Source organism: Streptomyces sp. NPDC018029 (assembly GCF_044327655.1).
Taxonomy (GTDB): domain Bacteria; phylum Actinomycetota; class Actinomycetes; order Streptomycetales; family Streptomycetaceae; genus Streptomyces.
This window is the reverse complement of record NZ_JBIRFV010000006.1, coordinates 375355-388459: the sequence shown is the minus strand read 5'-3', so window position 1 is coordinate 388459 and position 13105 is coordinate 375355. Positions and strand designations below refer to the sequence as shown.

Below are 13105 nucleotides of genomic sequence, written 5' to 3'. Positions count from 1 at the left end.
GGTGGATCCCTCACCTCGTCGGAAGACGTGCGGTGCACTCAACCCCCATGCCCCACACGGGAGTTGCGGTGACACCGGGCGACCGGGCCATGCGCCCCGCCCCAAGATCATTGACCCACGGGAGGGCGACTGCCGACCATGGAGGAGTCCCCCTGAAGGGGGGTGCGGAGAACCCCACCCCCCTTGTCGATTCCTCAGGCCCGCGTCACACGAGTGCCGCGAGTTCTCCCAGGACGCGGGCCGCCGGCGCGGGGTCGATCAGCCACTTCAGGTGGCTGCCTTCGAGGGTGCGGACGTCGTACGGGTTCTCGGGGGTCAGTGTGTCGCCCTCCCGGATCAGGCGGTCCTGCAGGGCGAGCGGCATGCTCGCGTCGTCGGCGAGACGCACGTACGTCTTGGGGATGCGGCCCCAGGTCGCGGCTTGTGCGCGGTCGGCCGAGGTGCCGACGTCCAGGTTCTCGTCGGGCTGGAACGTGTTGAGGAAGGCCAGGAACTCCTCGTCCGTGCCGTCGGCGAGGAAGGCCGCCTTGAACGCCGCGAGGGCAGCGGGGTCCGCGGTGCGGAAGTTGACGCGCAGCAGGCCGAGTTCGGCCGGGTCCCCCGCCATCGCCAGAGCCAGCGCAGCGGCGTCGACCGTGGCCATCTCCGGCTCGGCGTAGTAGGCGCCGACGTCCAGGGCGACCGGGCACCAGGACGCGACGTAGACGATGCGGTCGATCAGGTCCGGGCGCGCGTTGGCCGCGGCGGTGGCCGTGACGCCGCCGCGGCTGTGCGAGACGAGGATCACCGGCCCGTTCCGCTTGGCCCGCTCCAGTGTCCCGATCAAGTGGGTCACGTTGTCGGCCAGCGTGACGCCCTTGATCGAGCCGGGCACGGCGGCGAGCCCTTCGAGATCCTGCGGTGCCTGGTAGGCGCGCGAGTAGGTCGCCCTGAAGCCGTGGCCGGGAAGGTCGACGGCAACGGAACGGTGTCCGAGGAGGCCGAGTTCGGCCTGGAGCGGCGCGAAGGAGAAGGAGTTCGCGAAGGCGCCGCGCACCGCGCACGTCACCTGCGCAGCCAGTGACCCGAACCGCTGACCCAGTCACCCAACAGGGCTTCGTCGCCGAAGACTTCGATGCCGTCGGCAGGAGTCGGTGTGCGGCGTCGGTACAGGAGGAGCAGGAGGTCCGTGAGCGGGCCGCGTACAGCAGTGGTCGCCTTCTCGTGGGCGCGGCTCCAGGTGACCGGCGCCTCGGTGAGGTCGATCAGCCACTCCCCCGTCCCCTCCGGGGCGTCCGTGGCGTGGAAGTGGACCGTGCGGTCGGGACCCAGCAGGGCGTGCAGCGCGGCCTCCGACTCGTAGGCCTGGGGCAGTGTGCTGAACTCCATCCACTCGTCGAGGCCGTCGAGCGCGACGTCCGCGTCGAGGGCGTACGTTCCGCCGACCGCCGCGGTCGCGTCGAAGCGGTGGATCACCGTTTCGTACGTCATGCGGCGAGCCCAGAAGAGCGGGGTGCCGCCCGGTGCCACGGTCCACACCTCGACCTCCGGTCCCGCCTCCCGCAGTGTGTCCGCGAACCGGGCGGCGCCCTCCGCGAGCCAGGCGGACAGTGCCGGGACGTCGTCATCCGCCTCCGGCGTGACGAGGTTGACCTGCTCGTCCGGGACGGGGCCGGTGGCCCGGGTCCGGACCACCGTCTCGGCCCAGCGGTGCGTGCCGCCCACGTGCCGCAGCAGGTGGGCGAGGGTCCAGCCGGGGCATCCCGGCACGGGCGCGGTGGCGTCCGCGCCGGCGATCGCTGAGGTCAACAGGGCTGTCTGGTCGACGATTCGGTCGGCGTAGCGGTCGTGAACCGCGCGAAGGCTCGGACGCGTCATGTCGACACGGTAGACCACGGGTTGCAGGGTGCTGGGCACGAACCAGGGACTGACGAAGACGGCCGGGAGGCGCCCCCTCGCGCCCGACGGTGAGGGTGGTGTCCGGTCGGGTGTCATGCCGGACCATGGCGGGTGTCACGCCGAATGCTGTTCCTGTCGGGTGTCACGCCGAGCTCGCCAGGAACTGGGTCGCCGCCAGTTCGCCGTACAGTGGGTCGGCCGCCACCAGCTCGGCGTGCGTGCCCACCGCTCGTACCCTCCCCGCGTCCATCACCACGATCCGGTCGGCCAGCGTCACCGTCGACAGGCGGTGCGCCACGACCAGGACCGTGACCTCGCGGGACACCTCGGCCACCACGTCCCGCAGCGCGAGTTCGTTGACCGCGTCGAGCTGTGAGGTCGCCTCGTCGAGCAGCAACAGACGAGGTTTCCTGAGCAGGGCCCTGGCGATCGCCACCCGCTGCCGCTCGCCGCCGGACAGCTTGGAGCCCCGGTGGCCGACCACGGCGTCCAAGCCCTCGGGCAGGCGCTCGACGACGGCGTCGAGCCGGGCGCGCACCAGCACGTCCCGCACGTCGGAGTCGGTGGCGTCGGGCGCGGCGAAGAGGAGGTTCTCGCGCAGGGTGCCCGCGAGGACGGGGGCGTCCTGCTCCACGTACCCGATGGTGCCCCGCAGTTCGGCCAGCGGCCACTCCCGCACGTCCCTGCCGTCGACCAGGATCCGGCCGCCCGTCGCCTCGTAGAACCGCTCGATCAGCCCGAACACGGTCGTCTTGCCCGCGCCCGAAGGACCGACGAACGCCGTCATGCCCGGGTCCGGCACGTCGAAGCTCACGCCGTGGTGGACGTACGGGAGGTCGTCGCGGTAGCGGAAGGTCACGTCGTCGAAGGCCACGGACGCGGGGCCGTCCGACATGTGGCTGCCGGGGTGCTGCTCCGGCTGCTCCGTCAGTTCCGTCAGCTCTGTCGGTTCCGTCTGCTCCGTCTCCAGGCGTTCCGCCTGCACGATCCGTGCGATCGCCGCCGAACCGACCTGGTACTGCGACGCCGCCTCGACCAGGCGCGACACCGGGTCGATCAGGTAGAAGAGGAAGAGCAGGAACGCCACCAGTGTCGAGACGGTGATCTCACCCGACGCGACCCGCGCGCCGCCGATCCCGAGCACCGCGAGGAACGACACCTGCACGGCGAGACCGACCGAACTCCACGCCACCGACTGCCACTTCGCGGACCGCACCCCGTGGCGCCACGCCTCCTGCGCGGCCGCCTCCACCGCAGCCGCCTCACGCTGCTCTGCGCCGGAGGCCTTCACTGTCCGGAAGGCGCCGAACGCCCGCTCCAGAGCGGTCGAGATCGTGCCCACCGCCTCCTGGGCACGCTGTGTCGCCCGGGCGATCTTCGGCATGACCAGGGCCACCGCGCCGCCGATCAGCACGATCACGCCGAGCGTGACGCCGAGCAGCACCTGGTCCATCAGCCCCATCATCACGATCGTCGCGAGGAAGGTGAGGCCACCGGAGGCGGCAGAGACCACCGACTGTGTCGTCACGACCCGCAGCAGTGTCGTGTCCGAGGTGACGCGCGACATCAGGTCCCCCGGCTGGGTGCGCTCCACCTCCGCGAGACGCAGCCGCAACAGCCGCCCGATCAACGTGCGCCGGGCCGCCAGCACGACCGACTCGGCGGTGCGCTCAAGGACGTACGCTCCGACGGACTCGATCGCGGTGCCGAGCACCACCAGCGCGGTCAGGAGCAGCAGGACACCGGCGATGGACTCGTCCCCGCCGAGCCGGTCCACGAGCGACTTGGCCGCCAGCGGCTGCGCGAGCCCGGTGGCCGAGCCGATCAGTGTCAGGAAGGCGCCCAGGGCGACGGCGCCCCGGTGCGGGCGAAAGTGCCGGTAGAGGGCGCGCCAGGTCTCCTTGGCAGGCAGCCGCTCAGGCTTTTCGGCGCCCTTCCTCTTGTCGGCGTTCTTTGTGCTGGTGGTGGGTGTTGGGGTGGGGGCTGCGTCGGTCACGTCTGGCAGGACGCAGCACGGCGTGATCCACCTGACAGCAATGTCACAGGGCGTTCATGGGGTGCGCAAGGACCCCGTACAGGAATGCGATGAGTCGCTGACCCGCATGATTCGGCCCGGCACTTCACTACCCCGGACGCCGAAGGGAAGTTAGCGGGTCAGCGGAGTTCGGTGCAGTGACGATTCTGCACGTACGCGAGTCTGCACGTACGCGAGCGGGAGTGGATGGGTGTGCGAGTGCGGGGTCAGGGAGAGGGCGCCGGGCGGCCGGAGCGGTCCGGTCGAGGAGCCGGGGGCCTGATCGGGCGGTCCGCGGAGCTGGCCGCGCTCCGCAGGATGCTCGCCCAGAGCAGGCTGGTCACCGTGGTGGGCGGCGCCGGCGTCGGCAAGAGCCTCCTCGCCGAGCACGCGGCCGCGGCGGTGGGGAGTTCGATGGCGGACGGCGTGGTGCGGGTGCGGTGGTGGGACGGCGCCCCCCCGCGTCGCCGTACGGTCGCGCAGACGGTGACCGCGGCGATGGACGGCGGGTCGGCGGACGCGTCGGCACCTGTGGCGGAGCTCGTGGCGCGGCTGCGCCCCCTGCGGATGCTGCTGGTGCTCGACGACTTCGACCCGGTACGGGGCGAGTGCGTACGCCTCGTACGGGAGCTCCTCGACGCGGCCCCCGAGCTGCGGGTCCTGGCCACCGGGCGCCATCCGCTGGGCCTCGGCCAGGAGGCGGTGCTGCGGCTCGGACCACTGGAGGCCGCCGATACGGACACGGTCGGGCCCGCCGTGACGCTCTTCCTGGAACGGTTGCACGCCGCCCGGCGCCGCGCCAGTTCCCCGAGCAGGGGTCGCACCCCCGTCCCCGAGGACCGGACCGCCGACGAGTTGCGGCTCGCCCGTGACATCTGCCGGCTGGTGGAGGGCGTGCCATTGGCCGTCGAGTTGGCCGCGGCCCAGGCGGCTCGGCATCCCTTGGCGCGGCTCGCGGGGATGCTGGAGTCCACGCAGGGCTGGCTCGGCGTGGCGGACGCGCCGCTGCGCAGGCACCGGTCGCTGCGCGCCGCGGTGGGCGCCGGGTACGAGCTGTGCGGGACGGTGGAGCGGACCGTGTGGGCCCGGCTCAGCGTGTTCCCTGGCGGCTTCGACGAGGACGCTGCGGTCTACGTGTGCTCGGGCGGCGGGCTCGAGCCCGAGGACGTGCCGGCCGCGCTGGCCCGCCTGGTTCTCGCCTCGGTCCTTGAACCGGTCCGCGATCCCGGTGGCGTTCTCACGCCGCGCTACCGGATGCCCGCAGCGGCCCGCGGTTTCGGCGCCGAGCGGCTGCGGTCGGCGGGCGAGACGGCCGCGGCCGTCAGCCGCCACCTCCACTGGTACGGGCAGATCGCCTCCACCGCCCACCACTTGTGGAGCACCGGAACGCACAAACGGGCCGTCGTACTCGTCCGGGACGAGGAGGCCAACCTGCGTGCCGCGCTCGACCGGGAGCCGAGCGGCGGCGACGAGGCGTCGACGAGCCTCGCGCTCGCCGTCGACCTGTGGTTCTGGTGGGCGGTCTGCGGGCACGCCGAGGAGGGGCGTGTCGTGCTGTGCCGGCTGCTGCCGATGGCCCGGTCGGACACCCGGGTGTGCGGGCAGGCGCTCTGGCTGTCCGGCTGGCTCGCCGCGTGCACCGGCTCTCCGGAGGCCGCCGAACTGCTCGGCCAGGCATGGCGCGTGGCCGTGCTCGCGGGCGACGACGCCACTGTGGGACGGGTCTCGCACGTCCTTGGCGCGCTCGCCCTGGAGGCCGGCAGGACCGAGGAGGCCATCGACCGGCTGCGGGAGGCCGCTGAAACGATTCCCGTGCACGCCGAGCACGGCCCGCCCGCGACGGTCAGCTGGGCGCTGCTGGCCGTGGCGCAGGCCGGCGGCAGACCCGCCGACGCGTGGCGCAGTGTCCGTCGCGCCTCGACGGGTCCGGAGCCGCGTCATGATCTGTGGACGCGTTCCATGACGCAGTACGCGCAGGCTTTCGTCGACCACTCGCGGGGGCGCCGCAGCCGGGCCTGGCGCCGGGCCCGCAAGGCACTCGCCGGAGCCGTCGGTGTGGTCGGAGCGGCCGAGGTCCCGGCCGTCGCCGCCATGGCGGGGCCGCCCGGCGCCGAACTCATCCATCGGCTGATCGCGGACATCGAGGCGGGCGGGCGGTAGCGGGCCTTGCGGACGCGTTCGCCGTCCCACGGGACGAAACGCCCGGTCAGGGCACCTGAGGCACCCGGAACCTGCGCCGGTACTCCGTCGGCGTCGTGTTCAGTCGGCGGCGGAAGGCACGGACGAGGGTGTCGGTCGTGCCGAAGCCGCACAGGGACGCGATGCGGTCCAGTGTGGCGTCGGAGGACTCCAGCTCGTGGCGGGCCTTCTCGACGCGCACCGATTCGATGTACGCGTGCGGGGTCATGCCCAGTTCGTTCTTGAACAGGCGGGTCAGGTGACGGTCGCTGACATGGGCGAAGGCGGCGAGGTCCACGACGGTGAGCGGCTCGGCGATGTGCCCCAGGATGTGGTGGCGCAGGTCCTCGATGCGCCGGGTGGTGGAGACCTGCTCCAGCGGGACGCTGAACTGGCTCTGGCCGCTGGAGCGCTTGAGGTACATCACCAGTTGGCGGGCCACCCGCAGGGCGACGGCCTCGCCGAGGTCGTCGGCGATCAGGGCGAGGGAGAGGTCGAGACAGGCGCTGATCCCCGCGCCGGTCCACACGTTGCCCTCGCGGATGAAGATCGGGTCGGCGTCGACCTCCACCTCCGGGTGGTCGGAGGCCAGTTGGGGCGCGGTCGACCAGTGCGTGGTGGCCCGCTTGCCGTCGAGCAGCCCTGCGGCGGCGAGCAGATGCGCCCCGACACAGACGGAGGTGATCCGGCGCGTCCGCGCGGCGAGCACCTTCACCCAGTCGACCAGGGCGGGGTCGACGAGAGGGTGGACGCGCCCGTCGTCGTCGACGTCCACGGCCCCCGGCACGATGAGGGTGTTGATGCTGCGCTCGGCGGCCTCCGCGAAGGTGAGGTCGGGCAGGACGCGCACACCGGCGCCGGTGGTGACCGGGTCCATGGTCTCGGCGGCGAGGACCACGTCGTAGGCGGCCGCGTCCGAGGTCTCCCGGCGGGCCAGCGCGAACACCTCCGGTGGCCCGGTGATGTCGAGCAGGTCCACATCCTCGAAGATCACGATCACGATGAGCCGTTTCGCGGTTTCCGCCACGCTTCTCTTCCCCCTGGTGTTGCTGCCGCTGTGCCACCCAGCCGTGGGGCTGGGCCAATCAACCGTGGGCTGGGCCAACCAACCGTAAGGCCGCGCCACCAACCCTAGGTCGGTATCTGCATGTTAGACGTCATTGTCGACACCGCCGCTGGCTCATAGCGTTGTGGACACAGCCACCCGGACCGACAAAGGGCCGAGGTCGGGCTGTGTTTCTCCTACGCGATGCAAAGGCGGTACACCCATGTCCAGGACCACGCTGCGCGAGCTGAACGGCTTCGTCCAGGCGCCCGCGAAGCTGGCCGAGTCGACGCTCATCCTGATCGACTTCCAGAACACCTACACCCAGGGCGTGATGGAGCTCGACGGCTGGGAGCAGTCCCTCGACGCCGCCGCGCAGCTGCTGGCCCGGGCCCGCGCTGCCGGCACGAAGGTCGTGCACGTCATCAACGACGGCGGGGAGGGAACCCCGTACGACATCCGGGCGGAGATCGGCCAGATCCACCCCAAGGTCGCCCCTGTCGAGGGTGAGCCGGTCGTCGTCAAGCAGGTCCCGAACGCGTTCGTCGGCACCGACCTGGCGAGTCACCTCAAGGAGGGCCAGGACGTCGTCATCGCGGGGTGGATGACCCACATGTGTGTCGCCTTCACGGCACAGGGCGCGTTCCTGAACGGCAACCGCCCCACGGTCGCCGCCGACGCCACCGCCACCCGCTCGCTGCCCGTCGCCGGCACCGACGTCCCCGCCGACCAGGTGCACCAGGGCGCCCTCGCCACCATCGCCGACCTGTACGGGGTCGTCACCGCCTCCCAGAAGGAGATCGTCTGATGAAGCCGCTGCACTCGAAGCCGCTGCATTCGAAGCCGCTGCATTCGAAGCCGCTGCGTTCGCTCGTCGTCCTGGGTGCCGCCGCCCTGCTCGCGGCCACCGTGACCGCGTGCGGTGGAGAGACCGATGCCGCCGCCCGCACCGACCAGAACGACAAGAAGCCGTCGCCGTCCGCCGAGCAGAACGTCGCGAAGGACACCACGACGCTTCGCACGATCATGAAGCTCGACGAGACGCCCGCGAAGCTGTCCAACGCCGCGCTGGTCCTCGTCGACTACCAGAACGTCTACACCGGCGGCCCGATGGAGCTCACCGGCTGGCGCGATTCGGTGGACAACACCAAGGCGCTGCTGGAGCGGGCCCGCAAGGCCGGCACCCCGGTCATCCACATCGTGGAAAAGGGCTACGACCTCAAGTCGAAGGCCGGACAGATCATTCCGGCTCTCAAGCCGGCCAAGGGCGAGGCCGTCGTCGAGAAGGCCGTCCCCAACGGCTTCCACGACACGAACCTCAACGCGGAGCTCAAGAAGACCGGCCGCAAGAACGTCATCATCGCCGGCTTCATGACCCACATGTGCACCCTCTTCACCACCGAGGGAGCCGTCTACAACGGCTACAACCCGACCGTGGTGGGTGACGCCTCCGCGACCCGGCCGCTGCCGGTCAAGGGCAACCCCAACGGCATCCCCGCCAAGCAGGTGCACGAGTCCGCGCTCGCCACGATCCAGGACCGCTTCGGCGTCGTGGTCCCCCAGCAGAGCGACATCAAGTAGCCGTCCCGGCCACTGTCTTCGGCGGGGAAGGAACTCCGGTTCCTTCCCCGCCGACGGGCGCGGCATCCCGCGCCCTCCTCCAAAGCCCCACACCCCACACCCCTCATCCCCACCCCACCCCTCACCTCCCATCCCCCCAACCCGAAGGTCCCCCCATGAATTCGATCCCCACATCGAAAAGCCACCAGAAACAGATCAGCACAACGCAATGGAGAAAACGAAGATGGCTACCCGCAGAGGGTTCATAGGCGGCGCTACCGGTGTCGGTACGGCGGCCCTGCTCGGCTACTCGGCATCCCCGAGCTCCGCGGCCACCGCGGCGGACAGCACCGTCACAGAGGCCGTGAGCCAGACGACGGCGCGAGCCTCGATGCTCGCCGTCAACGCCGGAATGCGCGACAACTACGCCGTTCTGAAGAAAGAGTTGATCAAACACCTCTCCCCGGTGGTCGTCGTGCAGAACGACGCCAAGGGGGGCCGGTTCACCCTGGTGACCAAGGACGGACAGCAGTCCGCCAATCCCGTGTCGGAGACGTTCGAGCTGGCGAAGTCCATCGCTCACGTCCCGCTCGGCATCTTCTCCGTGATCGCCTCCTATCTGGCGAACAAGGTGCCGAACCTGCCGAACGCCAACCGCATCGACGCCCACGACCTCGTCATGGTGGCGTTCAACAGCAACACGTCCACGGCGTGGATCGAGCCGCTGCAGGCGTACGCCGCCAAGCTCGCCACGGCCCGCCGCCAGCTCGCCTCCGCCGGTCTGCCCGCGGCCCTGACCACCTCGTGCGGCAACATCCTCGACGGTGCCCAGAAGTTCATCAGCGCCTCGGTCTCGGCCAAGAAGTTCGACATGGCGTCCTTCGTGACCTTCTCCGGCAGCGTCTACCCCGACATCCGCACCAACATGGAGCACGCCTCGCAGGCCCAGATCAAGGGCGTGCAGGACATCATGAAGACCTGGCGTGCCAAGGTCGGTGAAGAGGCGTGGGCCGACCTTTACTGCGTGGTCCTTTCGCAGTGGACGACGAGCGTCCTCAACCAGAACACCATCATCATCAAGGACTGCATGAACGCGGCCAAGGTCGCCACCCACCTGATCGACCTGCCCGGCCTGGAGCCGCCGGCGGACCCGGTCTTCACCGCGCTCGACAACCTCGCGCGGATCGTGCAGGACAACATCGCCGCCGAGATGGTCTTCCCCAAGGACACGAAGGTCGCCGACGCCCTGAAGGGCCAGCAGGACCTGCTGTCCGACGAAATCCTCATCCAGCTCGGCAGCAACACGACGACTCCGATGGCCGCGCCCAACTACAACTCGGTCGCCTCGGGCTCAGGGGTGTGCCCGGTCCCGCACTAGCCCGCGAAACCCCACCGGCTCCGGGCGCACGCACCCGGAGCCGGTGGTTCGGTCGGTCGCCGGTCACCGGCGCAGCATGCGCAGCTCCCCTATCCTCAGCAGCCGGGCGAGCGCGAGGTAACCCGCCACCATCGTCACACCGCCGGCCGCCAGACCGAGAGCCGTCGCCGCCGTGCCGGTGAGCGAGGTCTCGCCACCCGCGCGGGCAGCCGCCCAGCCGAGGGCTCCGGCCAGGCCGGAGGCCAGGGTCAACTTGCCGTAGGTGCGGACCAGGCGGCGGCCGTCGAGGTATCCCCCGAGACGGCGGCGCAGCAGCCGCGCGGTGAGCAGCAAGCCCACGGCGTACGAGAGCGTGTAGGCGGCGGCCATGCCGGTGACGGCCCAGCGCGCGGGCAGCAGCAGGTGGCAGGCGGTGGCCAGGGCTATGTTCACGCTCGCCACCCAGACCGCCATCCAGAACGGCGTGCGGGTGTCCTCGTAGGCGTAGAAGCCGCGGAGCAGGAGGTACTGCGCGGAGAAGGGGATGAGGCCCAGGCCGAACGCCTGGAGCATATGGCCGAGCGGTTCGGTGGCCGCGGCGTCGGAGGCGCCGTGGGCGAAGAGCAGTTCGGCGGTCTGCGGCCCGAAGGCGAGGAAGAAGAACCCGGCCGGCACGATCACCGTCCCGGTGACGCGCAGCGCGCGGGACAGCTCACCGCGCAGGTCGGCGGTGCGGCCCTCCGCCGCGGCCTTGCTCATCCGGGGCAGCAGCGCGGTCACCAGGGAGACGGTGACGATGGACTGGGGCAGGAGCCAGATGGTCTGTGCGTACGAGTACGCCGTGTAGCCGGCGCCGGCGTGCGGCAGGCGCTGGTCGGCGGCGTTGGCGTAGTTCGTGACGACGGTCAGCGCGACCTGGTTGGCGAGGACGAGCAGCAGCGTCCAGCGGGCGGCCCTGACGCTCCTGCCTAGGCCGGTGCCGCGCCAGTCGAAGCGTGGCCGCAGGCGCAGGCCGGCGGCGCGCACGAACGGCACGAGTGCGAGGGCCTGCAGGGCGATGCCGCAGGTGGTGCCGATCCCGAGGAGCCTGACCTGGTCGGCGGTGATCCCTTGGACGCTGTCGGGCACGGTCATCAGGCCCAGATAGGCGCCGAACATGGCGACGAGCACCATGTTGTTCAGAACCGGGGTCCACATCATCGCCCCGAACTTCTCGCGGGCGTTCAGGACTTGGCCGAGTATGCCGAAGAGCCCGTAGAAGAAGATCTGCGGCAGCAGGAAGCGCGCGAAGACCACGGTGAGCTGGAAGGCCTCGTGGTTGGCCGGCGTGTCCCGCATGTAGAGCGCGACGATCTGCGGGGCCGCCCACACCGCGAGGGCCGTGCCGACACCGAGGACGCAGACGACCAGCGTGATGAGGCGCTGCTCGAAGGCCGTCCCGCCGTCGGAGTCGTTCGCCCTCGCGCGCACCAGCTGGGGCACCAGGACGGCATTCAGCGCGCCGCCGATCAGCAGGGTGTAGAGGCTGGTGGGGACGGTGTTGGCGGTGTTGTACGTGGTGGCGAGGAGGCCGGTGCCGAGGGCCGCGCCCTGGAGGACCTGCCGGATCAGGCCCGTGGCGCGGGAGACCACGGTCCCGAAGGCCATGAGAAGCGAGGAGCGTGCGAGGGTCACCATGTCGGCGGCACCTCATATCCGAATTCCATGCGCTTGATCGTCGCACGCGCCTCTGACAGCGGACTTCGGGCCCGCAGAAGCATGCGTGGGCCGGGGACCCGCCCGTCCACCGCCAAGTCCCGCCGCGCGCTCCCGCATCACTTCAGGACGGGTTTCGCCGCTTCCTGATCCTGGCGCTGGTCCCGCAGGACGCCCGCCGTGCAGGCCGCGATCGCACAGAAGGCCACCGGCAGGAAGAACGTGAGGTTGAGCGGCATGAGGTGGGTCAGCGGGCCGATGACCGCGGGGCCCGCGAGCATGCCGAGGTAGCCGAGGCCCGCGACGCGGGACACATTGGCCCCCGCCGCGTCGCGATCCGCGTGGCCCGCGGCGCTGAAGAGCTGCGGGATGCACCCGGAGAGCCCGGCGCCGAACACGGTCCAGCCGATGAGGGCCGGCAGGGTCCAGGGTGACAGGGCCGCCACCGTCAGACCGAGCGCGGCCACGGTCGCACCGTGGCGGAGGATCGCCACCGGGCCGAACCGCGCGGCCACCCGGTCGGCGAGCAGGCGGCCGACGGTCATGGCCGTCGCGAAGGCGCCGTAGGCGAGCGCGGCGGTCGCGGCGGGCGCGTCCAGGACGTCGCGCAGCTGCAGCACACTCCAGTCGTTGGCCACGCCCTCGCAGAGCATGAGCATGAAGGCGAGGGCCGCGAGCGCCCAGATCCGCCGGGGAGTTGAGCGGCGGGACGTCGCGGGCTCCTCCGCTTCCGCCGACATGTGCGGGGCCGGGGGCTCGGACCGCAGCAGCGCGGGAGCGGAGAGCGCGGCGGCCGCGAGGCCGAGCAGCGCCACCGCGCCGAGCGTCGCCGCCGGGCTCCAGCCCCGGCTCAAGGTGCCGGCGCCGAGCAGGGCGGCGAGGACGCCGCCGATGGAGAACGTGGCGTGGAAGGCGGACATGACGGGTCGTCGGTAGTGCCGTTCGACCTGTACGGCGTGGGCATTCATGCTGACGTCCAGACAGCCGTTGCCGAAGCCCAGCGCCAGCAGTGCCATGCCCAGCGTCCATACGTCCGTGGCGAGTCCTGGCAGGACCAGGGCCCCGGCGCACAGGGCCGCGCTGACCGGTACGACGGTGCGGGCGCCGAGCCGGTCGGTGAGCGGCCCGACGATCTGCATGCCCACGAATGCGCCCGCTCCGAGCAGCAGCAGGAGCCAGCCGAGCACGGCGTGGCTGATCCCCGCCCGGTCCTCGACGGCGGGGATGTGGACGATCCACATCCCCATGAGGAAGCCGTTCAGCGCGAAGTAGGCGAAGGTGGCCACTCGGCCGGCCCGCAAGGTTCTGTCCATGCCTTCGAACATAACGAACATAAGACATGTTCGGAAGCTTGCTTATCGAACACATTTGATGTTTG

Annotated in this window: 10 protein-coding genes; 4 read left to right on the top strand and 6 right to left on the bottom strand. The window is 70.9% G+C overall.

Annotated features, from left to right (window positions below; genetic code table 11):
- Nucleotides 1-205: 205 nt before the first annotated feature.
- From ACH4D5_RS20845 to ACH4D5_RS20835, 3 genes are all read right to left on the bottom strand, one after another.
- Complete coding sequence (locus tag ACH4D5_RS20845) at nucleotides 206-1036, bottom strand: alpha/beta hydrolase (protein WP_398304413.1); 831 nt, start codon at nucleotides 1034-1036, stop codon at nucleotides 206-208.
- A gap of 8 nt (nucleotides 1037-1044) precedes the next feature.
- Nucleotides 1045-1857, bottom strand: a complete 813-nt coding sequence (locus ACH4D5_RS20840) for a maleylpyruvate isomerase family mycothiol-dependent enzyme (protein ID WP_398304411.1) — start codon at nucleotides 1855-1857, stop codon at nucleotides 1045-1047.
- Nucleotides 1858-2020: 163 nt separating this feature from the next.
- Nucleotides 2021-3790, bottom strand: a complete 1770-nt coding sequence (locus ACH4D5_RS20835; protein WP_398304881.1) for an ABC transporter ATP-binding protein — start codon at nucleotides 3788-3790, stop codon at nucleotides 2021-2023.
- A gap of 309 nt (nucleotides 3791-4099) precedes the next feature.
- Here ACH4D5_RS20835 and ACH4D5_RS20830 point away from each other — a divergent pair, with 309 nt between their 5' ends.
- Nucleotides 4100-6052 carry an ATP-binding protein gene (locus ACH4D5_RS20830; RefSeq protein WP_398304408.1) on the top strand — a complete coding sequence of 651 codons (1953 nt, stop codon included), beginning with the start codon at nucleotides 4100-4102 and terminating at the stop codon, nucleotides 6050-6052.
- Nucleotides 6053-6098: 46 nt separating this feature from the next.
- Here the strand turns inward: ACH4D5_RS20830 and ACH4D5_RS20825 are convergent, their stop codons facing one another.
- The gene (locus ACH4D5_RS20825; protein WP_398304405.1) at nucleotides 6099-7097 is read right to left on the bottom strand and encodes a GlxA family transcriptional regulator; all 999 of its coding nucleotides are present in this window, start codon (nucleotides 7095-7097) and stop codon (nucleotides 6099-6101) included.
- A gap of 241 nt (nucleotides 7098-7338) precedes the next feature.
- On the opposite strand from ACH4D5_RS20825, the gene ACH4D5_RS20820 reads away from it, so the two are divergent.
- The 3 genes from ACH4D5_RS20820 (at nucleotide 7339) to ACH4D5_RS20810 (ending at nucleotide 10053) form a co-directional block, all read left to right on the top strand.
- Complete coding sequence (locus ACH4D5_RS20820) at nucleotides 7339-7923, top strand: isochorismatase family protein (protein WP_398304402.1); 585 nt, start codon at nucleotides 7339-7341, stop codon at nucleotides 7921-7923.
- Nucleotides 7924-8141: 218 nt separating this feature from the next.
- The gene (locus ACH4D5_RS20815) at nucleotides 8142-8696 is read left to right on the top strand and encodes a cysteine hydrolase family protein (protein WP_398304879.1); all 555 of its coding nucleotides are present in this window, start codon (nucleotides 8142-8144) and stop codon (nucleotides 8694-8696) included.
- Between the two features lie 223 nt (nucleotides 8697-8919).
- Nucleotides 8920-10053, top strand: coding sequence for a hypothetical protein (locus ACH4D5_RS20810; protein ID WP_398304400.1), 1134 nt, complete (start codon nucleotides 8920-8922; stop codon nucleotides 10051-10053).
- 63 nt (nucleotides 10054-10116) lie between these two features.
- On the opposite strand, the gene murJ is transcribed toward ACH4D5_RS20810, so the two are convergent.
- Entirely contained in the window at nucleotides 10117-11709 is a 1593-nt protein-coding gene (gene murJ, locus ACH4D5_RS20805; RefSeq protein WP_398304397.1) for a murein biosynthesis integral membrane protein MurJ, read from the bottom strand.
- A 137-nt stretch (nucleotides 11710-11846) separates the two neighbouring features.
- Complete coding sequence (locus ACH4D5_RS20800; protein ID WP_398304394.1) at nucleotides 11847-13040, bottom strand: MFS transporter; 1194 nt, start codon at nucleotides 13038-13040, stop codon at nucleotides 11847-11849.
- Nucleotides 13041-13105 lie beyond the last annotated feature (65 nt).